Annotated in this window: 21 protein-coding genes and 1 other RNA gene; 13 read left to right on the forward strand and 9 right to left on the reverse strand. The window is 66.4% G+C overall.

Going from position 1 to position 23,192, the window contains the following annotated elements:
• Positions 1-2: 2 nt before the first annotated feature.
• From DT069_RS15425 to DT069_RS15455, 7 genes are all read right to left on the reverse strand, one after another.
• A complete protein-coding gene (locus tag DT069_RS15425) occupies positions 3-1,106 on the reverse strand; it encodes a microcin C ABC transporter permease YejB (protein ID WP_119461198.1) in 1,104 nt (367 codons plus the stop codon).
• Positions 1,106-2,962 carry an extracellular solute-binding protein gene (locus DT069_RS15430; RefSeq protein WP_119461199.1) on the reverse strand — a complete coding sequence of 619 codons (1,857 nt, stop codon included), beginning with the start codon at positions 2,960-2,962 and terminating at the stop codon, positions 1,106-1,108. The genes DT069_RS15425 and DT069_RS15430 overlap by 1 nt, the downstream gene beginning before the upstream one ends.
• A 12-nt stretch (positions 2,963-2,974) precedes the next feature.
• A complete protein-coding gene (locus DT069_RS15435) occupies positions 2,975-4,801 on the reverse strand; it encodes an extracellular solute-binding protein (RefSeq protein WP_119461200.1) in 1,827 nt (608 codons plus the stop codon).
• On the reverse strand, positions 4,798-6,693 hold the full coding sequence (locus DT069_RS15440) for an extracellular solute-binding protein (protein WP_162913224.1): 1,896 nt from the start codon (positions 6,691-6,693) through the stop codon (positions 4,798-4,800). The genes DT069_RS15435 and DT069_RS15440 overlap by 4 nt, the downstream gene beginning before the upstream one ends.
• 239 nt (positions 6,694-6,932) lie before the next feature.
• Positions 6,933-7,769 carry an LTA synthase family protein gene (locus tag DT069_RS15445; RefSeq protein WP_162913225.1) on the reverse strand — a complete coding sequence of 279 codons (837 nt, stop codon included), beginning with the start codon at positions 7,767-7,769 and terminating at the stop codon, positions 6,933-6,935.
• A gap of 137 nt (positions 7,770-7,906) precedes the next feature.
• Entirely contained in the window at positions 7,907-8,704 is a 798-nt protein-coding gene (gene hisN, locus DT069_RS15450; protein WP_425450274.1) for a histidinol-phosphatase, read from the reverse strand.
• Positions 8,705-8,726: 22 nt separating this feature from the next.
• Positions 8,727-9,794, reverse strand: a complete 1,068-nt coding sequence (locus DT069_RS15455; protein WP_119461203.1) for a c-type cytochrome — start codon at positions 9,792-9,794, stop codon at positions 8,727-8,729.
• 248 nt (positions 9,795-10,042) lie between these two features.
• On the opposite strand from DT069_RS15455, the gene DT069_RS15460 reads away from it, so the two are divergent.
• Both DT069_RS15460 and DT069_RS15465 read left to right on the forward strand, forming a co-directional pair.
• On the forward strand, positions 10,043-10,822 hold the full coding sequence (locus tag DT069_RS15460; protein WP_119461204.1) for a 3-deoxy-manno-octulosonate cytidylyltransferase: 780 nt from the start codon (positions 10,043-10,045) through the stop codon (positions 10,820-10,822).
• 46 nt (positions 10,823-10,868) lie between these two features.
• Positions 10,869-11,735 (forward strand): prephenate dehydratase, encoded by an 867-nt coding sequence (locus DT069_RS15465; RefSeq protein WP_119461205.1) that lies wholly within the window; start codon positions 10,869-10,871, stop codon positions 11,733-11,735.
• Positions 11,736-11,757: 22 nt separating this feature from the next.
• Here DT069_RS15465 and nudC read toward each other — a convergent pair whose 3' ends face one another.
• Positions 11,758-12,684: an NAD(+) diphosphatase gene (gene nudC, locus DT069_RS15470; RefSeq protein ID WP_119461206.1), complete on the reverse strand. Its 927-nt coding sequence runs from the start codon at positions 12,682-12,684 to the stop codon at positions 11,758-11,760.
• A gap of 102 nt (positions 12,685-12,786) precedes the next feature.
• On the opposite strand from nudC, the gene DT069_RS15475 reads away from it, so the two are divergent.
• From DT069_RS15475 to DT069_RS15505, 7 genes are all read left to right on the forward strand, one after another.
• Positions 12,787-13,509: a DUF6134 family protein gene (locus tag DT069_RS15475; RefSeq protein WP_119461207.1), complete on the forward strand. Its 723-nt coding sequence runs from the start codon at positions 12,787-12,789 to the stop codon at positions 13,507-13,509.
• Between the two features lie 20 nt (positions 13,510-13,529).
• An RNA gene (gene ffs / locus DT069_RS15480) (signal recognition particle sRNA small type) lies at positions 13,530-13,627 on the forward strand.
• A gap of 33 nt (positions 13,628-13,660) precedes the next feature.
• Positions 13,661-15,586, forward strand: a complete 1,926-nt coding sequence (locus tag DT069_RS15485; RefSeq protein ID WP_119461208.1) for a DNA polymerase III subunit gamma/tau — start codon at positions 13,661-13,663, stop codon at positions 15,584-15,586.
• Complete coding sequence (locus DT069_RS15490; protein WP_119461209.1) at positions 15,583-15,906, forward strand: YbaB/EbfC family nucleoid-associated protein; 324 nt, start codon at positions 15,583-15,585, stop codon at positions 15,904-15,906. The genes DT069_RS15485 and DT069_RS15490 overlap by 4 nt, the downstream gene beginning before the upstream one ends.
• 139 nt (positions 15,907-16,045) lie before the next feature.
• On the forward strand, positions 16,046-16,639 hold the full coding sequence (gene recR / locus DT069_RS15495; RefSeq protein ID WP_119461210.1) for a recombination mediator RecR: 594 nt from the start codon (positions 16,046-16,048) through the stop codon (positions 16,637-16,639).
• A 91-nt stretch (positions 16,640-16,730) separates the two neighbouring features.
• On the forward strand, positions 16,731-18,185 hold the full coding sequence (locus tag DT069_RS15500) for a DUF4139 domain-containing protein (RefSeq protein WP_425450275.1): 1,455 nt from the start codon (positions 16,731-16,733) through the stop codon (positions 18,183-18,185).
• Between the two features lie 73 nt (positions 18,186-18,258).
• Entirely contained in the window at positions 18,259-18,492 is a 234-nt protein-coding gene (locus DT069_RS15505; RefSeq protein WP_162913226.1) for a hypothetical protein, read from the forward strand.
• 20 nt (positions 18,493-18,512) lie between these two features.
• Here the strand turns inward: DT069_RS15505 and DT069_RS15510 are convergent, their stop codons facing one another.
• Complete coding sequence (locus tag DT069_RS15510; protein ID WP_119461212.1) at positions 18,513-19,616, reverse strand: DNA recombination protein RmuC; 1,104 nt, start codon at positions 19,614-19,616, stop codon at positions 18,513-18,515.
• A 154-nt stretch (positions 19,617-19,770) separates the two neighbouring features.
• Here DT069_RS15510 and def point away from each other — a divergent pair, with 154 nt between their 5' ends.
• From def to lepB, 4 genes are all read left to right on the forward strand, one after another.
• Complete coding sequence (gene def, locus DT069_RS15515; protein WP_119461213.1) at positions 19,771-20,307, forward strand: peptide deformylase; 537 nt, start codon at positions 19,771-19,773, stop codon at positions 20,305-20,307.
• A 13-nt stretch (positions 20,308-20,320) separates the two neighbouring features.
• Positions 20,321-21,280 (forward strand): methionyl-tRNA formyltransferase, encoded by a 960-nt coding sequence (gene fmt, locus DT069_RS15520; RefSeq protein WP_119461214.1) that lies wholly within the window; start codon positions 20,321-20,323, stop codon positions 21,278-21,280.
• A complete protein-coding gene (gene truA, locus DT069_RS15525) occupies positions 21,277-22,014 on the forward strand; it encodes a tRNA pseudouridine(38-40) synthase TruA (protein ID WP_119461215.1) in 738 nt (245 codons plus the stop codon). Before fmt ends, truA begins: the two co-directional genes overlap by 4 nt.
• 260 nt (positions 22,015-22,274) lie before the next feature.
• Positions 22,275-23,159 (forward strand): signal peptidase I, encoded by an 885-nt coding sequence (gene lepB, locus DT069_RS15530; RefSeq protein WP_425450276.1) that lies wholly within the window; start codon positions 22,275-22,277, stop codon positions 23,157-23,159.
• The last annotated feature ends 33 nt before the right edge of the window (positions 23,160-23,192 follow it).

Raw genomic sequence — 23,192 nt, forward strand, 5'->3', positions numbered from 1 at the left:
CGCTAGACACGGCGCGCCTCGAAGTCGATGCGTGGGTCGATGACGGTGTACATGATGTCGCCGATCAGGCCCATGATCAGGCCGAGCAGGCTAAAGAAATAGAGCGTGCCGAACATGACGGGATAGTCGCGGTTGATGGCCGCCTCGAAGCCCAGCAGGCCGAGCCCGTCGAGCGAGAAGATCACCTCGATCAGCAGCGCGCCGGTGAACAGGATGCTGACGAAGGCGCTCGGGAAGCCGGCGATCACGATCAGCATCGCGTTGCGGAAGACATGGCCGTACAGCACCCGGCGCTCGGTCAGCCCCTTGGCCCGCGCGGTCATCACATAGAGCTTGTTGATCTCGTCGAGGAACGAATTCTTGGTCAGCAGCGTCAGCGTCGCGAAGCTGCTGACCACCATGGCCAGCAGCGGCAGCGCGAGGTGCCAGAAATAGTCAAGGATCTGCTGCCACCAGGGCATCATCGACCAGCCGTCGGAGACGAGGCCGCGCAACGGGAACCAGTCGAGATAGCGGCCGCCGGCGAACAGCACGATCAAGAGAACGGCGAACAGGAAGCTCGGGATCGCATAGCCGACGACGATTACGCCCGACGTCCAGACATCGAACTTGGAGCCGTCCTTGACCGCCTTGCGGATGCCGAGCGGGATGGAGATGAGATAAGTGAGAAGGGTCGTCCACAGCCCCAGGCTGATCGACACCGGCATCTTGTCGATGACCAGGTCGACGACCTTCTGGTCGCGGAAATAGCTCTCGCCGAAATCGAAGCGGATGAAGTCGCCCATCATCATGAAGAAGCGCTCGACCGGCGGCTTGTCGAAGCCGAACTGACGCTCCAGCTCCAGGATGAATTCGGGGTCGAGGCCGCGGGCGCCGCGATACCGGCTGGTGACGCCGCTCTGGTCGAGCTGACCGGCGCCCTGCTCGAAATCGCCGCCACCGCCGCTGAAGCGCGCCGTCGGATCAACCGCGCTGCCCTGAAGCTGGGCGATGATCTGCTCGATCGGGCCGCCCGGCGCGAACTGCACGATGACGAAGGTCAGGACCATGATCCCGAACAGGGTCGGAATCATCAGCAGGAGACGGCGGATGATATAGGCGAGCATCAGCGGTTCTCCCGAAGCGCCGCTTGGTTCGACGGATCGAACCACCAGCTCTCACGCAGCAGAAGGCCGAAGCGTGGCCGCTGATCCGGCCGGGCGAAGATATCCCAGTAGGCGATTCGATCCTTGTCGTCGTAATAGAACGGAACCGACAGCCAAAGGTGCCGCGCATAGCGATCGAAGGCGCGCGCGGCGGCGATCCGGTCGTCCCAGGTCTCCGACCGGATGACGGCTTCGGCCAGTTCGTCCAGCACCTTGTCCTTGACGCCGGACAGGCTCTGGCTCCCCGGCACGTCCGCGGCGGTGGAGCCGAAGAAGTCGCGCAGCTCCGTTCCCGGCGGGTAGAGCGGCGGAATGAAGCCGAGCAGCATGTCGTAGTCCTTGTCGACGAACATGTTGCCCCATTGGGCGCCGTCGACGAACCGGACCTGCGCATCGATTCCCGCCTTCTGGAGATTCTGCCGGAACGGCAGCAGGACGCGGTCCTGGGGCGGCGAGCCATAGACGATGGTGAACCGCAGGGGAAGGTCGGTCTCCGCATGCGTCATGACGCCGTCGCGGACTTCGTACCCGGCCGCGCGCAGCAGCCCCATCGCCTCGCGCAAAAGCGGCCGGATATTGCCGCTGCCGTCGGTGACCGGCATCATCGGAACATCACCGAAGACGGCTTCGGGCAATTGGCCGCGGAACTTCTCCAGGATCGCAAGCTCGCTCTCGGTCGGCGTTCCGGTGGCCGCGAACTCGCCATTCTCGAAATAGCTGTTGATACGGCGATAGAGGCCGAAGAGGATCGTCCGCTGGATCGATTCGAAGTCGAACAGAGTGGCGATCGCCTGGCGCACGCGAACGTCCTGGAAGACGGGGCGGCGCAGATTGAAGAAGAGCCCGCCGAATCCGGCGGGCTCGTTCGACGGAAGGGCCTCCAGGATGAGATTGCCCTGCTCGACCGCCCGGACACCCTTGAAGCCGACCGACCACTGCCGTGCATCGGTGATTCCGATATAGTCGAAATTGCCACCCTTGAACGCCTCGTAGAGAGTGGTCGCGTCCTTGTAATAGTCGTAGCGGATGCGCTCGAAGTTGAAGAGCCCGCGGTTCTGCGGCAGCCCCGCGCCCCACCAGTCTGCGACCCGCTCATAGGTGATCGATCGGCCGGCTTGAAGTTCGGTGATCCGATAGGGGCCGCTGCCCAGTGGCGGCTCCATGGTGAGCCGGTCGAATGCGCGCCCCTCCCAATAATGCTTCGGCAGCACGGGCAGGGAGGCGATGCTGAGCGGCAGTTCCGGATTGTCGGTCCGGGCGAACCGAACCCGCACTGTGTGCTCGTCGAGCGCTTCCGCCGACACCATATCGTTGAAGAGCCGGGCACGATAGAGCGGCATGCCCTTTTCGGCCAGGATCTCGAAGGTGAAGAGGACGTCCTCGGCGGTGACTGGATGACCGTCGTGGAACCGCGCCTCCCGGCGGAGATTGAGGATCAGCCATGACCGGTCGTCGGCGATCTCGAAGCTCTCCGCCAGATCGCCATAGATGACGGAGGTCTCGTCGGCGCTGCCGACGCCGATGCTGCTGTAGATCAGGTCCACACCCGCCGCCGAGTCGCCGCGCAGCGTGAACGGGTTAAGGGTGTCGAAACTGCCGAAGGTTCCGGCCGTGATTGTCCCGCGCCGCGGCGCATCCGGGTTCACGTAGTTCCACTGCGCGAATCCCTCGGGATAGACGGGCTCGAGCCCGAAGGCGGTGATCGCGTAGGCGCCCTCCGCTGCCCAAGCTTTGCAGAACCCCAGGAGGTTCGGCAGGGTTGATGCGAAAGGGGCGCCGAGAGCGGCTGTGGCGAAGGCGCGGCGGCTAAGGCGCATGGTCCGTCCCGCTTATCGGTTGACGCCGGCGTTCTTGTCCGGGTCGATCCACCAGGTGGTGGCGAACGGAACGCCATAGGGCGGCAGCACGTCCGGCCGACTGAACCGGTTCCAGTAGGCGAGCCAGATCTCCGGATTGCTCCAATGCGGCACGACGTAGTGATCCCACAGAAGGACCCGGTCGAGGGCGCGGGTCCAGGCCACCAGCGAGTCGCGGTCGTCGGCGTTGATCAGCCCTTCGACCAGCGCGTCCACCACCGGGTCCGAGACGCCGGTATAGTTGCTGGTGCCCGGTGTCTTGGCGGCCTCGGAGGTCCAGTACTCGCGCTGCTCGTTGCCCGGCGACGTCGACTGCAGCAGCCGTTCCACGATCATGTCGTAGTCGAAGCCTTCGACGAGCGCCTGATATTGGGCGCTGTCGGCGATGCGAATGTTCATGTCGATGCCGGCGCGGGCCAGGTTTCGCGCGAAGGGCTGGGCCACCCGTTCGAAGGTCGGCTGGTCCAGCAGCAGCTCGAATCGGAAGGGCTGCCCGGTCTCGACGTTGGTCAGCGCGCCGTCCCGCACCTCCCAGCCGGCCTGCCGGAAGAGATCGAGGGCGTCGCGCAGGTTCCGGCGCAGCTCCCGCGGGTCGTCGGCGCTCGCCGGCACGAACGGCTCGTTGAACAGCTCGGGCGGAAGCTGGTCGCGATACTGCTCCAGGATCTCGAGCTCCTCGCCTTCCGGCCGGCCGCGCGAGGCGAGCTCAGAATTCGAGAAATAGCTGTCGATCCGCTCATAGAGTCCGAAGAACAGCGTGTCGTTCACGAATTCGAAGGGGAAGAGCAGGTTGATCCCCTCGCGCACGCGCGGATCGGCGAAGACCGGCCGGCGGGTATTCATGAAGAAGCCCTGCATCCCCTGCGGAATCTGGGTCGGGATCTCCGCCTTGATCAGCCGGCCCTGCTCCACTGCCGGCACGTCATAGCCCCGCGCCCAGTTGCGCGCGACGTTCTCGGCCCTGAAGTCGAACTGCCCGGCCTTGAACGCCTCGAACGCCACAGTCGGGTCGCGATAGATGTCGTACTGGATGCGGTCGAAATTGTACTGGCCGCGATTGATCGGCAGGTCGGCACCCCACCAGTCCTCGACCCGCTCATAGGTGATCGAGCGCCCGGGAGAAACGTTGGCGACCCGGTAGGGGCCGCTGCCCAGTGGCGGCTCGAGCGAGCTTGCGGTGAAATCCTTGCCCTCCCAGTCATGCTTCGGCAGTACGAAAACTTGGCCAAGGATATAGGGCAGTTCGTTGTTCTCGGCGGTCTTGAAGTTGAAGCGGACGGTGTCCGCGTCGATCGCGACCGCATCCTCCACGTCGGCATAGTAGTTCGCGTAGAAAGGCGAACCGTCTTCCATCAGCGTGTTGAAGCTCCAGACCACGTCCTCGGCCGTGATCGGCTCGCCGTCATGCCAGCGCGCCTCCGGGCGAAGGTTGAACTCGACCCAGCGATTGCTCGCCGGGATCGTGATCGACTCGGCGACGAGTCCATAGGAGACGGACTGCTCGTCCGCCGTCGGCGTCATCAGCGTTTCGTAGAGGAAGCCCACGCCGGGCGCCGGGGTGCCTTGCAACGTGAAGGGGTTCAGCTTGTCGAACGGCGCGGGGTAGGAAAGCACGATGGTGCCGCCCTTTGGCGCGTCCGGATTCACATAGTCGAGATGCTTGAAGTCGGGGCCGTATTTCGGTTCTCCCCAGATAGCGACGGCGTGGCTCGTCGTTGCCGCGTCATCCGTCTGCGCGCCGGCCGAGCCGATGCCGCAGGCGAGAACCAATGCGATCGTGAGAGCTGCAATTCGCGTCATGTCCGTCCCTGCTGTTTGAGCGCAGCGTCCTTTTCCGGATCGATCCACCAAGTCGGCTGGAAGGCGATCCCGTTGGCCTGGCCGAAATCATAGGGCGGCTGCGTTTCCGGAAAGCCGAACCGGTCCCAATGGGCGATCCAATAGCCGTCCTTGTACCAATGCGGCACGACATAGTGCCCGGCGCGCAGAACGCGGTCGAGCGCACGCGCGGCCGCCTGCTTCTCTTCCAGCGTCTTGCCTCCGATCAGCGTCTCGAGCAGCGCATCGACGACCGGGCTCTTGATGCCGATCAGGTTGGCGCTGCCCGGCTGATCGGCGGCGGCCGAGCCGAAGCGGTCTGCCTCTTCCCGTCCCGGTGGCGGGTAGAAGGTATAGGCGAAGCTGATGACTTCGAAGTCTCGATCCTGATAGCGAGCCTGGAACTGGGCGGAGTCGAGGACGCGCATCGTTGCCTGGATGCCGACGCGCCGCAGGCTGTTGATCCAGGGCTGGGTGACCCGCTCGAACATCGGCGACTGCAGCAGGATCTCGAACCGGAGGGGCTTGCCCGTCGTCGCATTGACGAGACTGTTCCCCTGAAGCTCGTAGCCGGCCGCGCGCAGCAGCCTGATCGCCTCGCGAATCAGCCGGCGGTCGGCGCCGGATCCGTTCGAGACCGGGGGAAGGAGTTCCTCGGTGAGGACTTCTTTCGGCAGCTCGTCCCGATAGGGCTCGAGCAGCGCCAGCTCTTCCGGCGTCGGCAGGCCCTTGGCGCTGTAGCCGGGGGCGAGGAAGTAGGTGTCGAGCCGCTCATAGAGGCCATAGAACAGGTGCTCGTTGACCCATTCGAAATCGAAGAGCAGCCCCAGCGCCTCGCGGACGCGCGGATCGGCGAACATCGGCAGGCGCGTGTTGAAGAAATAGCCCTGCATTCCGCGGAAGTCCCGGCCGGGAATCTCCGCCTTGATCAGCCGCCCCGCCTTCACCGCGGGAATGTCATAGCCGGTCGCCCAGAACAGCGAGGTGAACTCGTGCCGGAAATCGCTCTGGCCCGCCTTGAAGGCCTCGAACTCGACCGTGCGGTCGCGGAAATAGCTGTATTCGATTCGGTCGAAGTTCCACAGGCCGCGATTCACCGGCAGGTCGCGCCCCCAATAGTCGGGGTTCCGCTCATAGATCAGCCGCCGGCCCGGCTCCACCGTGGCCAGTTGGTAAGGGCCGCTGCCGACCGGCGGCTCGAGTGTGCTGCGCGAAATGTCGCGGCCCTCGGCCTCCCACCAGTGCTTCGCGAGGATCGGCAGGCTGGCGACCTGCGAGATCGGCTTCAGGCTGGCGGTCTGACTGCCGGGCTGACTGCCGGGTTGGTCGAAGCTGAGCCTGATGCGGCGATCGTCGATCACCTCGATGTCGCTGACCGCGTCGACATAGGCCTTCAGAAAAGGTTGCGCATGTTCCTTATAGGCGCGAATCGTCCAGGCGACGTCCTCGGTGGTCACCGGCTCGCCGTCGCTGAACCGCGCCTCCGGCCGCAGCGTGAAGAGTGCCGAGCTTCCGTCGTCGGGATACTCGACGCTTTCCGCGAGAAGCCCGTACCAGACCGCGATCTCGTCCTGGCTCGCGACCATCAGGCTGTCATAGATCAGCCCGATATTACGCGGCGATACACCCTGGACCGGAAGGTTGTTGAGCGTGTCGAAGCTGCCGTTGCCGGAGCTGAGTCTCAGCGTTCCGCCCTTCGGCGCATCCGGGTCCGCATAATCGAAATGCTCGAAGTCCGCTCCGTATTTCGGTGCGCCGTCCACCGCGATGGCGTGCGTGGTTCGGACCTCTCCGGCCGCAGGCTCGGCCGCCGACGCGGCGCCCGGGGCCAAGCTCGCCACGAGCAAGGCGAAGGCAAGGCCCTTCCAGTGCATCTCGATTCCCACGCTCTCCATCTGGTTAGAAAAATTGGAAGACAAATGGGCTTGGCTCAGTCGGTATCAAGCATTTTCAGCATTCACGCGGCTCTCTGCCGCCAAATCGGCGTTCAGGCTATACCTTCGCGCCAAGAATTGCAGCAAATGCCGGACTGCGGCAACCGGGGTTCCCATGAGCGGACAGATCAAGGCCGTCGCCTTCGACCGGTGGGAAAGCTGTTCGCCCGGACCGTTCTCTAGGAGCCGACGGACTGCTGCGACACCGAATGGCCGGTCAGGCGCGCATAGGCTTGGCATGTGAAGCTGACGATAACTGCCATCTGAACGAAGTATATGACAATCCTGGCGAAGGTCAGCCCCATGAACGGGACGATCATCTCCGGAGTGGGCACAAGCATGGTGGGGTCGATCATATACTCGATGAACCGAACCACTCTTGTCATGACAAGGAGCGGAATTATCGTCAGAAGAAAACCGCCCATGAGACGCAGGGTCTGCCCCCGGCTAAGCCGCCAAGCGGCGACGAGAGGGTGTCGTGGACCGTCGAGCGCCACGATCGGGAAGGCGAGCGAAAAGCGGGCGCCGAGAGCGAGTATCGCCAGGAGGATGACGGGAATAGCCAGTCTGTCGAGCAGCCATAGGAATTCAGGGCCGAACTGCGGGCCGTAGAGCCAAAAGAGTGCCTCCTCAGCAGCAAACACCGACGCGTATATCACCAGAATGAAGAGAATTCCGATACCGAGATAGCGCTCTTCGCGAGGACCGACGCGTAGGCTCGCGAGGCTGGTCGCAGGTTCGCCCAGCAGAACACGCCGATTCCAGCTGACCAGGAATATGGTGCTGCCGATCACCCAGACGAGAGTGATCACGATGGAGCAGAAAGTCTTGTTGAGCCCGAACGAGGGCATGCCCCTGCCGAGATCGAGCCCATAAATCGCCAGCACGAAAATGACCCACCACAGCCAAGCGCGGGTGATAAACGCACCCAAATCGCCGAAGACCGAGCGATAGCCGGCCGAAACCGTCTCCCAGACCAAGAGTCTGGCAGGGCGTTTGCGCGGTACGTCGGGCACCCTTGACCGCTGGCCGGACATTATCTCTGCCCCCCTTGGCCCCCGGGCCGACTATCGACGGTGGAGGCACGGCCCCTTCGCAGGGCATTCGACGCTACCCGTAGTGTGTAAAGTCAACGGATATTGCCGACAAGAAATTACGCCCCCGCCAGAATCTCCAGGGCCTGCGCGTGGATGCGGGCGTCGCCGGCGGCGAGCACCCGGTCCCCCGAATGGAGATCGAGAGGGGCGCCCCGCCAATCGGTGATCTTGCCTCCCGCGCCTTCGATGACCGGGACGACGGCCAGATAATCGTGCAGCCCCATCTTGGCCTCGATCACGAGGTCTGCGAAGCCGCTGGCGACCAGCGCGTAATGATAGCAGTCCGAGCCGTAGAGCACCTGCTTCGAGCGTTGCCGAACCCGCTCGAAGGCGTCGGCCGCGGCGCCCTCAAACATATGTGGCGAGCTCGCGAACAGCGCCGCCCGGTCGAGCGTGGGACAGGGGCGGACCTTGGTGTTCCGGCCGTTGAACCGGGTCGGTTGGCCAGTGGCGCCGATCCAGCGCTCGCCCAGCGCCGGATGGTCGATGATGCCGAGCACCGGGACGTTCCGCCGCATCAGGCCGATCAGGGTGCCGAACAGCGGTCGGCCGGTGACGAAGGACTTGGTGCCGTCGATCGGATCGAGAATCCAGACATACTCGGCGTCGGCCCGCTCCGCTCCGTATTCCTCGCCGACAATGCCGTGCTCCGGAAACGCGTCGCGGATGAACAGCCGCATCGCGGCCTCAGCCTCCCGGTCGGCGATCGTGACCGGGCTCAGATCCGGCTTATCGTCGACGCTGAAGCCGGTCCGGAAATGACGGCGGACGATCTCCCCGCTGGCATCGGCCAGACGCTCGGCGAGCGTGACGAACCGTTCCGGACAGGCCTCGGTCATCGGCGGCGTTGGCATCGGCGGTGCTGGCAGCCGTGCCTCAGGGCAGGGGTTGCGGGTTGTCGCTCAGGCTGCGCAGCCAGGCGATCAGGTCGGCCCGATCCTCCGGCTTCCGGATTCCGGCGAAGGTCATCTTCGTGCCCGGCGCATACTCCCGCGGGTTCGCGAGGAAGGCGTCGAGCTGCTCATAGGTCCAGGGTCCCTCGATGCCGGCGATCGCGTCCGAATAGTTGTAGCCTTCGGCATGGCCGTGCGGTGCGCCGACGACGTTCCACAGATTGGGGCCGACCTTGTTCGGGCCGCCCTGTTCGAAGCTGTGGCAGGCGGCACAGCGCCGCGCAATCTTCTCGCCGTTCGCCGGATCAGCGTTGGCGAGGAGGGCGCCGATGCCTTCGGCCTCGGGAGCCCCGCCTTCAGGCGCCGCCGCTTGCTGCGCGCCGTCGCCCTCGGTCGCCTCCCCGGGCTGTGCCGTCGCGGCCGGCGCTGCCGGCGCCGTCAGCTCGGCGTCTTCCGCCGGCACGGTCTCCGCGCCTTCGGCCGCTTCTTCAGCCGGCTCGGCGGCGGCGGTCGGTTCCGGCAGCGGCTGCGGGTCGTCACTTAGGGTGCGCAGCCAAGCGATCAGGTTGGCCCGATCCTCGACGCTTTTCAGACCGGCGAAGGTCATCTTCGTGCCCGGCGCATACTCCCGCGGGTTCGCGAGGAAGGCATTCAGATCCTCATAGGTCCAGGGCCCCTCGATGCCGGCGATCGCGTCGGAATAGCTGAATCCTTCGGCATGGCCGTGCGGCGCGCCGACGATGTTCCACAGGTTCGGCCCGACTTTGTTCGGCCCCCCCTGCTCGAAGCTGTGACAAGAGGCGCAGCGCTTCGATATGCTTTCGCCGGCGGCGACATCGGCCGAAGCGAGCAGCGGGCCGACGGGCTCAAGGCCGGCGTCCTCTTCGGCGGCCGGCGTTTCTCCGGTATCCTCCGCACCGGCAATGGCGACTGCCTGCGTCTCATGCGTCTCCGGCTGGACTAGTTGATTGGCGATTATGCCGGACGCGAGGGCGACGATGCCGCCGACGAGAACGGCGCCGGCAATCTTGTTGAGCTCAAGAGACGACATTCAGAAAACCTCTAGATCGGCATGGCCGGGCGGGCGACCAGGGTGGACTATTTGCAACGGGCGCGGAATGTAGCCGCTTCCGCGTCCTCTGTCCAATAGGACCGCCTAAAAAGCCAGTTTCTATTAGGCCTTGGCGGCGATATGGTGCGCCGCCTTCAATATGAATCTCTTGCCGCAGCACCCTTGCCAAGGGAACGCGGCGATATGTCGCAGCTGACCCGCCGAATTTCTCCTGATTTTGATCCGCCATGACCGCATTCCGCAGCCCGATCGTCGTCATACCCGCCCGCCTCGGTTCGACGCGCCTCCCCGACAAGCCGCTGGCCGATATCCACGGCGAGCCGATGATCGTCCATGTCTGGCGGCGGGCGGTGGAGGCGGATGTCGGGCCGGTCCTGGTCGCCTGCGCCGAGCCGGCGATCGCCGATGCGGTTCAGGCCGCCGGCGGCCGCGCCGTTCTGACCCGTCCGGACCATGCCTCCGGCTCGGACCGGATCCACGAGGCGGTGCAGAGGATCGACCCGGATGCGGCGCATGACCTTGTGGTGAACCTCCAGGGCGACCTGCCCACGGTGGCGCCGGCCGTGGTCCGCGCGGTGCTGCCGCCCTTCGTCGAGCCGGCGGTGGATATCGCCACCCTTGTGACGCCGATCGCCGACCCGGCGGAGCGGGACAATCCGAACGTGGTCAAGGCGGTCGTCGCCTTTCCGGAAGAGCCCGGCGACGTCTGCCCGCCGACTGCCCGCGCGCTCTATTTCAGCCGTGCCGCCGTTCCTGCCGGCGACGGGCCGCATTACCATCATATCGGCCTCTATGCCTACCGGCGCGCGGCGCTGGCCCGCTTCGTGCGCCTGCCGCCGGGTCTTCTGGAGCGGCGCGAGCGACTTGAGCAATTGCGCGCGCTCGAGGCCGGCATGCGTATCGACGCGGCGCTCGTTGACACCGTTCCACTCGGTGTCGATACTCCGGCCGACCTCGCCCGCGCCCGTGCCCTGCTGACGCCGGCGAAGGCAGGGGAAAGCGCCTGATCCGATGACCAAACAATCAGACGAGACTCCGGCAGACACGACCCCGATGGCCGAGGCAGCGGACGCATCGCGCCTGATCGCGTTCCAGGGGTCGCCCGGCGCCTATTCGGACCTGGCCTGTCGCGGCGTTTACCCGGAGATGCGGACCCTGCCTTGCGCGTCGTTCGAGGACGCCTTCACTGCAGTCCGGGACGGGCGGACGGCACTCGCGATGATCCCGATCGAGAACTCGGTCGCCGGCCGCGTCGCCGACATTCACCACCTGATGCCGAACTCGGGCCTGCATATCGTCGCCGAGCATTTCCAGCGGGTGAACCATCATCTGCTGGCGCCGAAGGGGGCGACTCTCGGCGAGCTGACATCGGTGCGCAGCCACGTCCAGGCGCTGTCGCAGTGCCGCATCCTGATCCGAGAGCTGGGCCTCAAGGCCGTCGTTCATGCCGACACCGCCGGCGCCGCGGCCGAAGTGGCGGCCCGTGGCGACCCGACGGAAGCGGCCATTGCCTCGGCCCTCGCGGGGGAGATCTACGGGCTCGACAGCCTGAAGGTCGGAATCGAGGATGCCGAGCACAACACGACCCGGTTCGTCATCTTGGGCCGCGAGCCGTCCGATCCGGATCCGGCGGCCGGACCGGTGATGACCAGCCTCGTCTTCCGCGTGCGCAGCGTTCCGGCGGCGCTCTACAAGGCGCTCGGCGGCTTCGCTACGAACGGCGTCAACATCACCAAGCTGGAAAGCTATATCATCGACGGCGGCTTCACCGTCGCCCAGTTCTACGCCGACATCGAAGGCCACCCGGATCAGCGGCCGGTCCGCCTGGCGCTGGAGGAGCTCAGCTTCTTCTCCCGCGAGGTCCGCATTCTCGGCGTCTACCCCGCCCATTCCTTCCGGCGCCAAGGCGCGCCGACGTGATTTCCGGGGGCTCGTAGAGCCGTCAAGACTCCGCCAGCCAGTCCTCGATCAGCCGGCGGGCGATGGAGACGCGGCGGGGCAGGCGGAACCGCTCGTCCTCCGGGCAGTTCCGCAGCTCGTGGCGGCTGAACCAGCGCGCGTCAGCCAGCTCGTCCGTTGCGATGCGCAGCGCCGTGGCGCGCGCCCGGGCGGTGAACCCCAGCATGATCGAGGCCGGAAAGGGCCAGGGCTGCGAGGAGTGATAGCGGACACTGTCGACCGCAATTCCGACTTCCTCAAGCACTTCCCGGCGCACCGCGTCCTCGAGGCTCTCCCCCGGTTCGACGAAGCCGGCCAGCACCGAATACATGCCCGCCGTCCAGTCGGACTGGCGGCCGAGCAGCAGCCGGTCGCCGTCGCTGACCAGCATGATCACCGCCGGATCCGTGCGCGGATGATGCGGGGCGGCGCAGGCGGCGTCGGCGCAGCGGCGCAGATGGCCGCCTTCGAGGCTGACGGTCGGGCTGCCGCAGATGCCGCAGAAGCGGTGCCGCCCGTGCCAATGCAGCAGGCCGCGCGCATAGGCCAGCAGGGCGCCGTCCTGATGCCCGATCAGCGGGCCGACGCTGCGCAGCTCGACGAAGGCGCCTTGCGGGGCCGGAAGGACCGTCGCCGGATCGTCAAGGTGCGACAGGTCGACGGCGAAATGCGCCGCCGTCCCTGCCATTCCCAGGAAGGCGACCGCCGGTGCATCGGGCAGAAAGGCCGCCGCATCGGCCCTGGACACCGATGCCGCCACGGGCGAATCATCGCCCTGGATCAGATTCTGGCCGCGCCAGACGGGCAGAATGCGCGTCGTCGGATCGGCCAGCCGGTCGGCGATCCAGGCCTCGTCCCGCCGCCGTTCGGCCGCGCGATCGAGTGCGCAGCCGGCATAGGGATTTACCCGCTCGGCGTCGTCTTCTGTCATCTATTGTCCGGCTGTCGTCGCGAGTCGCCGTGGACAATAGCGCGGCCCATCGTTAGGAGTCACGCGAGAGTATGGTCTCGGGCTGCCAGGAGATCGCGACGCATGATTCGAGCATTTCGGCCGCGGCTGGCCGCACTCCTGTTGTTGGTAGGCCTCGCGACGATCGGTCCCGCCCTGTCGGCGACGGGGGAGTCGCCACTTCCGCCAGAAGGCCGGCTGACCTATGACGTTCTGCGCCGTGGTGATAGAATCGGGACGCAGACCATCGAATTCGTCCATCGGGATGGCCGCTTGGTCGTACGCAATCACGTCGACATCAAGATCGATGTGCTGTTCCTCTTCACCTACCGCTTCCGTCACGACTCGGAGGAGCAGTGGGTCGATGGGCGCCTCGTCGCCTTGACGTCGCGCACGAACGATGATGGCAAGAAGCGGGCGGTCGAGCTTCGGCGGGTGGATGACCGGCTGCGCGGCACCTATAACGGCAAGGCGCGCGATCTTCCCGCAACGCTCCTGCCCGCGAGCCTGTGGCATCCCGGGACCGTCCGGCAATCGCTGCTGCTCGATCCGATCAAGGGCCGGTCGCGACGGATCTCGGTGACCGACAAGGGCGAGGAGCGGCTCGACCTTCCGGAGGGCGCGATCACGGCCCATCGCTACGCGATCACGGGCCAGGTCGAGCGCGAGCTCTGGTACGGGCCGGACGGCCGCCTCCTTCAGATGCGTTTTTCCGCGAAGGACGACTCGAAAATCACTGTGATTCTGCGGTCGTCGTCCCCGATCGAGAGTCACGCGGCAACTGCACCCTTGTCCTCCGGTACCTGAGATCTGATATAGTGTCCTTGGGAGGTTGGCGGCGGACGGGCGCCTCGCCAACTCGGTCAGGTCCGGAAGGAAGCAGCCGTAACGAGTTTCCGCTCGGGTCGCTTAGCCAGCCTCCCGCCCTGCCTTCACCGCTGGCCCAGTCTCTGGCGCGATGTCCGATCAGCCGAATTCGACGACGATACAGCCTGAGAGCGCCATACAGGGCCAGATTTCTGGTGCCGCTCATTATCGCGTCCTAGCCCGAAAATATCGCCCGTCGACCTTCCGCCGGATGATCGGTCAGGAAGCGATGGTGCGGACGCTGACCAACGCGATCGCGGCCGGCCGGCTGGCGCATGCCTTCATCCTCACCGGCGTGCGCGGTGTCGGCAAGACGACGACGGCGCGCATTCTCGCGCGCGGACTGAACTGCATCGGTCCGGACGGGGCGGGCGGTCCGACGGCGGATCCCTGCGGCGTCTGCGAGAACTGTCGCGCCATCGCTGAGGATCGCCATGTCGACGTGCTGGAGATGGATGCCGCCAGCCGCACCGGGGTCAACGACATCCGCGAATTGATCGACGGCGTCCGCTACCGTCCGGTTTCGGCGCGCTACAAGGTCTATATCATCGACGAAGTGCACATGCTGTCGAACAACGCCTTCAACGCGCTGTTGAAGACGCTGGAAGAGCCGCCGGCGCATGTGAAGTTCATCTTCGCCACCACCGAGATCCGCAAGGTGCCGGTCACCGTCCTGTCGCGCTGCCAGCGGTTTGATCTCCGCCGGGTCGATGCGGAGACGTTGACCCGTTACTTCGCGAGCATCGCCGAGGACGAAAAGGCCGTGATCGCACCGGCCGCGCTGGCGCTGATCGCGCGGGCGGCCGACGGCTCGGTCCGCGACGGGCTGTCCCTGCTCGATCAGGCCTTCGCGCTCGCCGAGGGCGAGGTCACCGAGACGCAGATCCGTGAGATGCTCGGGCTGGCGGACCGGACGCAGCTCTTCGAACTGTTCGACCGGGCGATGCGGGGCGATGCCGCCGGCGCGCTGGCGCTGGTGGCTGACATGTACCATGCCGGCGCCGATCCGGTGGTTCTGCTGCAGGATCTGCTCGAACTGACCCATTGGCTGACCCGGATCAAGATCGTGCCGCAGACGGCCGACGGGCCGGCCGTGCCGGAGGCGGAGCGTGTGCGCGGCCGGGCGATGGCGCAGGCGCTGTCGATGGGCGCGCTGGCACGGACCTGGCAGATGCTGCTCAAGGGCCTTGGCGAGGCACAGGCCGCGCCGGCGCCGCTACAGGCCGTCGAGATGGTGCTGATTCGCCTGACGCATGCCGCCGAAATGCCGACGCCGGCGGAGCTCGTGCAGCAGCTTCAGGGGCACGGAAGCAGCCAGGGAAATGGGGCCGAACCCCGGCCCGGTCCAACGCGCTCGGCTCCGATGGCTCCAGCGGCGTCTTCCTTGATCGCGGCGGAGCCGTCGTCGGTCGCCGATTCCGGCCGGGACATGCCGCCGAACCGGCCGCGCGCCGCGCTTGCCGTCGGGGGCGGCAGCTTCGTTTCGCCGGCCGCCGATCCGGGTGCCGCCCATCCCGGGGCTCCGGAAGTGGTCGAACCGGAGGCCGAGGCCGCCGCCTTGCCCGATCCGCAGAGCTTCTCGGAGGTGGTGGCGCTCTGCGCCCAGCGGCGCGAGGCCGTTCTCCATGCTCATCTTGTGAATAGCGTTCATCTGGTCCGCTTCGAGCCGGGGCGGATCGAGCTCCGGCCGACCGACAAGGCGCCGCCGAATCTCGCCAACCGGCTGGGCGCCAGCCTCACGGACTGGACCGACCGCCGCTGGGTCGTCAGCGTGTCGCGCGAAGACGGCGAGCCGACGCTTGCGGAGCAGGCTGCAGCCGCGGCCGAGCGGGACCGGCAGGCAGTCCTTGCTCATCCTCTAGTCGCGGCGGTGATGCAGCGCTTTCCCGGCGCGACGATCGAGGCGATCCGCGATCTGAAGCCGCAAGTGCCGGCCGCTACCGTCCTGGAGCCGATGGCCACCGAGTGGAGCGACGGGGACGGTCCGGAATCCAACAACGGAGACGAGAATCCATGAAGAACATCGGCCAGATCATGAAGCAGGCCCAGCAGATGCAGTCCAAGATGGCGGAGCTTCAGGGCGAACTCGATCGCGTCGAGATCACCGGCAGTTCGGGCGGTGGAATGGTATCCGTCACCCTCACCGGCAAGAGCGAGATGCGCGGTATCAAGATCGACCCGAAGCTGATCGATCCCGCGGAGGTCGAGGTGCTGGAGGACCTGATCGTCGCGGCCTTCGGCGATGCCAAGGCGAAGGTCGAACAGCATGTCCAGGACAAGATGTCGGAGATGACCGGCGGGCTGCAACTGCCGCCGGGGATGAAGCTGCCCTTCTGAGCGGCGCGGCGGCGCCCGGCCTGTACCGGGCCGGTACTCGTAGAAGGCGCAGCCGCTTCCTATTTATCTCTTGCGCTCGCGGAAGCGGGTTCGCCTGCCCGATCGGCGGGCTATGTGACTCAATGGACAGGGTTTTCGGATGATGCTCTCCGACATGGAGCGGCTGGTGCAGCTCCTCGCCAGGCTGCCCGGCCTGGGGCCGCGCTCGGCGCGGCGCGCGGCACTCCACCTGATCAAGAAGCGCGAGTCGCTGATGCTGCCTCTGGCGAGCGCGTTGGGCGAGGCAGCGGCGAACATCCGCAACTGTTCGGTCTGCGGCAATCTCGACACGGCCGATCCCTGCGGCATCTGCCGCGACCCGCGGCGCGATACTGCGACGATCTGCGTCATCGAGGGGGTGGCGGATCTCTGGGCACTCGAGCGCACGGCCGCCTTCAAGGGCCGCTATCACGTGCTCGGCGGCACGCTCTCCGCGCTCGACGGCATCGGCCCGGAGCAGCTCAATATCGACGGGCTGGTCAAGCGCGCCGCCGATCCGGCGGTGACGGAGGTGATCCTCGCCATGGGTGCCACCGTCGACGGTCAGACCACCGCCCATTACATCATGGACCGGCTGGCCGGGCTCGACGTCAAGGTGACGCGGCTGGCCCATGGCGTACCGGTCGGCGGCGAGCTCGATTATCTGGACGACGGTACTCTGACGGCCGCCCTGCGCGCCCGCCGTCCGCTATAGACGGCTGCCCAAATTCCGCCCAAGAGTTCGCGGATTCTCCCGCCCAGGTTTATAAGTTGTCCGGACGAACTCCATGGGAGAGCAGAAAATCATGAGGCAGAAGGGCACTCGCGCTCGGGCCAAAATCATGCCGCGCGCGGCGGCATTCTCGGCATTCACGCTGGCCGGGTTTCTCGCTACGGGCGCCGCCAACGCCCAGGGGCCGGCGGACGAGCGGCAGGTCGCGCTCGAGGACCAGACCGGTGTTTCGATCACAATCTATAACGAGAACCTGACTCTGGTCCGCGACCGGCGGCGCGTCGCGTTGGAGGACGGGCTCAATCGCCTCGCCTTTCTCGGCATCAGCCCTCAGATTCGTCCGGAGACGGCGCTGCTGCGCACCGACGGCGCCGAACTCGACATTGTCGAGCAGAGCTTCCAGGCCGACCTGCTGACCCCGCAGCGGCTTCTCGAGGAGCATGTGGGCGAGACCGTGCGGGTGATCCGGACCGATCCCGAGAGTGGCGCCGAAACCGTCGAGGAGGGCGAACTGTTGAGCGCCGTCGGCGGCGTCGTGCTGCGCATCGGCGACCGGGTCGAGGTCGATCCGCCCGGACGCATCGTTCTGCCCGGCGTGCCGGCCGGCCTGCGGGCGCGTCCGACGCTGGTCACGGTGGTCGAAAGCGGCAGCGCCGGCCAGACGCCGGTCGAGCTCGGCTATCTCACCGGCGGACTGGGGTGGCAGGCCGATTACGTGGCCGAGCTGAACGGCGCGGAGGATAAGGTTGATCTGAAAGGCTGGATCACCCTCGCCAACGCCAGCGGCGCGAGCTTTCGGGATGCGCGAGTGCAACTCGTCGCCGGCGAGGTGAACCAGGTCAGCCGGTTCGCGGCGCGCGACATGATGACGATGTCGATGAAGGCCGAGGCCGCGCCGATGCCGGCGCGCGAGGCGCTGTTCGATTATCACCTCTATAGTCTCGACCGGCCGGTCACAATCGCCGAGAACGAGACCAAGCAGGTGGCGCTGCTCTCCGGCGACGGCGTGCCGGTGCGCAAGGAATATCGGTTCGCCGGCCTTAACAATATCTACGACCATGCGATGGGCGAGCCCCGGCGCGTCAATGCGACGGTGCGGCTCTCCTTCGAGAATGCGGAGGCGGGCGGGCTCGGCATGCCGCTGCCGCAAGGCGTTGTCCGTGTCTATGGGGCGAGCGGTGCCGGCGAGCTGATGTTCGTCGGCGAGGACGCGGTCGAGCATACGCCCGCGGACGAGACGGTGCGGCTTACGCTCGGCCGTGCCTTCGACGTCACCGCCCGGGCGCGGCAGACGGCGTTCGAGCAGCTCGGCGAGCGGGTTTACGAGACCGCCTTCACCGTCGAGCTCCGCAACGCCAAGGCGGAGCCGGTGAGCGCGACGGTCGTCGAGCAGATCCCCGGCGACTGGGAGGTGCTCGAGGAAAGTCACCCGCATGAGCGCGTCAGCGCCCAGCAGGCGGAATGGACCGTTCCGATCCCGGCCAACGGGACGACGGAACTCACCTATCAGGTGCGAGTGACCTACTAGCAGGATCTCGCCTTTTTGCCGGTCGGAACCCCGTCGCCGCGTCGGTGTTGGCTTCCCTACAAAGGAGGCCGGTATGACGAAAAAGAGCAAAATGGATCGCAACGCGCTGGACCGCCAGAAGGAGCACTTCCCTACCGAGGAAACCAAGCACCGTTTCGGCGGTCCCGGCAAATCGGCGCGCGAGGGGCATCTCGATCCCGATGACCAAGGCAACAAGCCGGGTCAGAACCAAGCGGGACCCGGCCATGAACATCACGCCGGCGACAATCGGCTCAAGCGCGATGTGACGCGATCCCAGGGCCGGTAAGCGAGCCGTCGGAAGGCGGTTTAATTGCCTCCGACGGCGGGCGCGACGACCAGCGCGGGCGGTGAGGCGGCCTCTTCGAGCTGAAGCTCCTCGATCCGCTCAGCCCGCTTGCCGACCTTCTCCGTCGAGATCCGGATCTGCCGGACGTCCTCGGTCGCCTGGTCGAAATGCCGTTGCAGCTTGCCGACCCTGTCGTCGAGGCGGGTCACGTCGGTCAGCAGGGTTCGTACCTCGGTCTGGATGATGTCGGCCTGCTCCCGCATCCGCACATCCTTCAGCACGGCCCGCACGGTGGTCAGGGTCGCCATCAGGGTGGTCGGCGAGACGATCCACACCCGGTGACGGAAGGATTCCTCGACCACATTGGGGAAGTTCGCGTGCAGCTCGGCATAGACGGCCTCGCTCGGCAGGAACATGAGAGCCGATTCGGCCGTCTCGCCGGCGACGATATAGCGCTCCGCGATGTCGCGGAAGTGGGTGCGGATGGCCGTCGCGAAGGCGCGCCGGGCCTGGACCGTCGCCGCCTCGTCCTTCGCCTCGCGCAGGGCGCGATAGCTTTCGAGCGGGAATTTCGCGTCGAGCGCGATCGAGCCCGGTGGGTTCGGCAGGCGGAGCAGGCAGTCGACCCGCCGCCCGCCGCTCAGCGTCGCCTGGAACTCGAAGGCGGAAGGCGGCAGCACGCCTTGGATCAGGTCCTGGAGCTGGATCTCTCCGAACGCGCCGCGCGCCTGCTTGTTCGCCAGGATCTCCTGCAGCCCGACGACCTGCGACGACAGTTCGGTGATGTTCTTCTGGGCCGCGTCGATCACCGCCAGCCGCTCCTTCAGGTCGGTCATCGACTGCTGCGCCTGCTGCGACGATTCCTGCAGCCGGTCGCCGACCCGCTTGCCGAGATCGGCAAGGCGCTCGTCGAGCGCTTTCGCCAATGCCCGCTCCTGTCCCTGCATCCGCTCGGCGAGCGCCGCCTGCGCCGCCGCCTGGCTCGCCGCCATCTGCTCCAACCGGCCCGAGAGCTCCGCCACCGCCATGCCCGATTGGTCTGCTGGACGGCGCAACAGCAGAAGGGCGCCGATGCCGAGAATCGCCGCCAAAGCGGCTATAATCAAAGCCGTGTCGAGGTCCATGGATCGCGGTCCGCCTTCAACAGGTCCCTACCGGGCCAACCTAACACGGCCGCTCCCCCGGATGCACGGCCGGCGGCCAGTAGGGCGAAGCTTGACGGCGCCCGGCGCAGATCATACCTAATGTCCGAGCAAAAGCAGACAGATACCTGGAACCATGGCTATTCGCGAGATCCTGATCGCCCCCGACCCGCGGCTGAAGGCGACCTGCAAGCCGGTCGAGCGCGTCGACGGCGAGATTCGTCGTCTGATGGACGATATGCTGGAAACGATGTATGTCGCGCCGGGCATCGGCCTCGCCGCGCCGCAGGTCGGCGTCCCGGTCCGCGTGATCGTCGTCGACGTCGCGCGCGAGGACGAGCCGCCGCAGCCCTTGCGAATGGCAAATCCCGAGCTGCTCTGGGTCTCGGACGAGGATGCGATCTACAACGAAGGCTGCCTGTCGCTGCCGGAGCATTATGCCGACGTCGCGCGTCCGGCGCGCTGCCGCGTCCGCTATCTCGATCATGAGAACGAGATCCGCGAGATCGAGGCGGACGGCCTGCTCGCGACCTGTATCCAGCACGAGATGGACCATCTCGACGGCATCCTGTTCGTTGACCATATCTCGGCGCTGAAGCGCAACATCATCCTGCGCAAGCTCCTGAAGGCGCGCAAGGCCGAGGCCCCCGTCGGCGTCGCCCGCGCCGGCTGATCGGCCGCCGGCCATGCCGCGACTTCGACTGGCGTTCATGGGGACGCCCGATTTCGCCGTTCCCGCTCTCCGCGCTTTGCTCGAGGCTGGCCATGACCTGGCCGCCGTCTACACACAGCCGCCGCGCCCCGCCGGCCGCGGCCAACGGCCGAAGCTCTCGCCCGTGCACGCGGCCGCCGAAGCGCGCGGCCTCCCGGTCCGCACACCTCTCAGCCTGAAGGACCCCGCCGAGCAGACGGCCTTCGCCGCTCTCGGACTCGATGCCGCGGTCGTCGTCGCCTATGGGCTGATCCTTCCTCAGCTGATCCTGGATGCTCCGCGCCTGGGCTGCCTCAATATCCATGCCTCGCTGCTGCCGCGCTGGCGGGGTGCGGCGCCGATCCAGCGCGCGCTCCTCGCCGGGGATCCCGAAACCGGAATCAGCATCATGGCGATGGATGCCGGCCTCGATACGGGGCCCGTGCTCCTCACGGAGAGACTGCCCATCGGGCCGGACGACACGGCCGCGACGCTGCATGACCGGCTGGCGGCTCTCGGTGCCACCCTGGTGGTCGAGGCTCTGGAGGGACTCGATGCCGGGCGTCTCCAGCCGACGCCGCAGCCCGCCGAGGGCGCGACCTATGCGGCGAAGCTGACCCGGGAGGAGGGGCGGCTCGACTGGCGCCGCCCGGCGGCGGCGCTGGAACGGCAGGTCCGCGCGCTGACGCCCTGGCCCGGCGCCTGGTTCGAGGCCGGCGGCGACCGCATCAAGGTGCTGTCGGCGGAGATCGTGGAGAACCCCGGATCATCCGACGCCAAGCCTGGCCGAGTGCTCGACGATCGCCTGACCGTCGCCTGTGGCGACCGTGCCTTGCGTCTGGCGAAGGTTCAGCGTGCCGGTAAGGCGCCGATGGCCGCGGCCGATTTCCTGCGCGGCTTTGTCCTGCCCGCCGGGACTCTGCTGGACCCAGGCTTGTCGGATCCTGGGACGTGACCCGCTTCAAGCTGACCCTCGAATATGACGGCGGCGGCTTCGTCGGCTGGCAGCGGCAGGAGAACGGCCCCTCGGTGCAGCAGGCGGTCGAGGAGGCGGTGCGGGCCTTCTGCGGCGAGACCGTCACCGTCCATGCCGCCGGCCGGACCGACGCCGGGGTCCATGCGCTGGGCCAGGTCGCCCATCTCGATATCGCCCGCGAGACGACAGCCGACACCGTGCGCGACGCCGTCAACTTCCATCTGAAGCCGGCTCCAGTCGCCGTGGTGAGGGCCGAGGCGGTCGGGCCGGACTTCCACGCCCGGTTCTCCGCGACCGCGCGGGCCTATCTCTACCGGATCGTGAACCGGCGGGCACCGCTCGCTCTCGACCGGGGGCGGGCCTGGGCGGTGCAGCCGCCGCTCGACGCGGTGGCGATGCAGGCGGCGGCACAAATTCTCGTTGGCCGTCATGATTTCACCAGCTTCCGCGCCACCCTCTGCCAGGCGAAGTCGCCGGTAAAGACGCTCGACCTGCTGGAGGTGACGCGCGCCGGCGAGGAAATCCGGATCACCGCCCGCGCCCGCTCCTTCCTGCATCATCAGGTGCGCAACATGGTCGGCACGCTGAAACTGGTCGGCGAAGGCAAGTGGAGCGCGGCCGAGGTTTCCAAGGCGCTCGCCGCCCGCGACCGCACCGCCGCCGGCCCGACGGCGCCGGCAGATGGGCTCTATCTTACGGACGTGTGGTACTAACCCGCTCGCTTTCCGCGAACATTCAAACCCTGACCTAAAGAACCGTTCGGCGACGGTGTTCGTTGCGGGCCGTCCCGCCATTTCAACCAGCGCAATACGGCGGAGCCTCGAAGCGATAGAACGGATCGCGGAGCATTCAGGGGAACGGTGCCTCCATGACATCGCAAGGGAAAAAGCGGCAGCCGCTACTCGCCGCGGGCCTCTCGCTTCTCGTGCCCGGACTCGAGCAGCTTTACAACAGCGAGCCGAGGTGAGCGCTCATGTTCTTGGCCGTAGGGGCTGTGGCGAGCTTGACGCTGTGCCTCATCGATGTCCTTGCGCCGCCGGTCGAGTCACTGACGGGGCTCATTCTGTTGGTTGCGATCGCGTTTGGTTTCGTCCCGGTTTGGATTGTGAGCATCGTGAATGCTTACCGCTCGGCCCGCCGCGACGGTGTGATCGAGCTTGGGCGCTATAACAGGTGGTATGTGTATGTCGCGATCCTGCTCGCTGCCCATCTCATGCTGCTCCTGTTCGAGAACCGGGGGAGCGATTTCGAGCTCTTCCACATGCCTGCCCGGTCGATGCTCCCGACGATGCAGGCCGGGGATTACTTTGTTCTGGCGGGTAGCGCTTACCGCGATCAACAGCCGGAGCGCGGTGATGTCGCCGTGTTCAAGCTGCCGAGCGGTGGCGAGACGAGCTACATCAAGCGCATCGTTGGCCTGCCCGGCGACCACATCCAGATGCGTGATGGGCGGCTCTACATCAGTGGCGATCCGGTGAAGCGCGAGCGACTCGGACCCGAGGTGACGGAAGCCTACGAAGTGGCGTGGGGTTTTCTCCCGAGCGAGAGCGCGGAAATATATCGGGAGGCGCTGCCGAATGGCGTCAGCTATGACATCATCGAGGTCAGCGACAAGGTGCCGCTCGATAACACATCCGTCTATATGGTCCCGCCCGGCCACTATTTCGCTCTGGGCGACAATCGGGACAATTCGCAGGACAGCCGAACCTCGATGGTCGGCTTCATCCCGGCGGAGAACCTCGTCGGCCGAGCCAAGTTTGTCTTTTACTCGACCGCCGCTCACAATGCCAGCTTCCTGCATATCTGGCGATGGTTGCCGGCGACGCGGATGGACCGGATCGGCGCGCGAATCCAGTAGCCGCCTTCCGATCCCCTATTGGAGCGCAACCGA

The sequence above is a fragment of the Virgifigura deserti genome (assembly GCA_003576685.1).
Lineage (GTDB): Bacteria > Pseudomonadota > Alphaproteobacteria > Dongiales > Dongiaceae > Virgifigura > Virgifigura deserti.

Excerpts from the sequence above, each read along its gene's own strand:
- def (WP_119461213.1), top strand. The coding sequence starts at position 19,771 with ATGGCTATTCGCGAGATCCTGATCGCCCCCGACCCGCGGCTGAAGGCG.
- DT069_RS15465 (WP_119461205.1), top strand. The coding sequence starts at position 10,869 with ATGGCCGAGGCAGCGGACGCATCGCGCCTGATCGCGTTCCAGGGGTCG.
- DT069_RS15425 (WP_119461198.1), bottom strand. The coding sequence starts at position 1,106 with ATGCTCGCCTATATCATCCGCCGTCTCCTGCTGATGATTCCGACCCTG.
- fmt (WP_119461214.1), top strand. The coding sequence starts at position 20,321 with ATGCCGCGACTTCGACTGGCGTTCATGGGGACGCCCGATTTCGCCGTT.
- DT069_RS15460 (WP_119461204.1), top strand. The coding sequence starts at position 10,043 with ATGACCGCATTCCGCAGCCCGATCGTCGTCATACCCGCCCGCCTCGGT.
- DT069_RS15485 (WP_119461208.1), top strand. The coding sequence starts at position 13,661 with ATGTCCGATCAGCCGAATTCGACGACGATACAGCCTGAGAGCGCCATA.
- DT069_RS15500 (WP_425450275.1), top strand. The coding sequence starts at position 16,731 with ATGAGGCAGAAGGGCACTCGCGCTCGGGCCAAAATCATGCCGCGCGCG.
- DT069_RS15510 (WP_119461212.1), bottom strand. The coding sequence starts at position 19,616 with ATGGACCTCGACACGGCTTTGATTATAGCCGCTTTGGCGGCGATTCTC.
- recR (WP_119461210.1), top strand. The coding sequence starts at position 16,046 with ATGATGCTCTCCGACATGGAGCGGCTGGTGCAGCTCCTCGCCAGGCTG.
- lepB (WP_425450276.1), top strand. The coding sequence starts at position 22,275 with ATGTTCTTGGCCGTAGGGGCTGTGGCGAGCTTGACGCTGTGCCTCATC.
- nudC (WP_119461206.1), bottom strand. The coding sequence starts at position 12,684 with ATGACAGAAGACGACGCCGAGCGGGTAAATCCCTATGCCGGCTGCGCA.
- hisN (WP_425450274.1), bottom strand. The coding sequence starts at position 8,704 with ATGCCAACGCCGCCGATGACCGAGGCCTGTCCGGAACGGTTCGTCACG.
- DT069_RS15490 (WP_119461209.1), top strand. The coding sequence starts at position 15,583 with ATGAAGAACATCGGCCAGATCATGAAGCAGGCCCAGCAGATGCAGTCC.
- DT069_RS15430 (WP_119461199.1), bottom strand. The coding sequence starts at position 2,962 with ATGCGCCTTAGCCGCCGCGCCTTCGCCACAGCCGCTCTCGGCGCCCCT.
- DT069_RS15455 (WP_119461203.1), bottom strand. The coding sequence starts at position 9,794 with ATGTCGTCTCTTGAGCTCAACAAGATTGCCGGCGCCGTTCTCGTCGGC.
- DT069_RS15505 (WP_162913226.1), top strand. The coding sequence starts at position 18,259 with ATGACGAAAAAGAGCAAAATGGATCGCAACGCGCTGGACCGCCAGAAG.
- DT069_RS15475 (WP_119461207.1), top strand. The coding sequence starts at position 12,787 with ATGATTCGAGCATTTCGGCCGCGGCTGGCCGCACTCCTGTTGTTGGTA.
- DT069_RS15440 (WP_162913224.1), bottom strand. The coding sequence starts at position 6,693 with ATGCACTGGAAGGGCCTTGCCTTCGCCTTGCTCGTGGCGAGCTTGGCC.
- DT069_RS15435 (WP_119461200.1), bottom strand. The coding sequence starts at position 4,801 with ATGACGCGAATTGCAGCTCTCACGATCGCATTGGTTCTCGCCTGCGGC.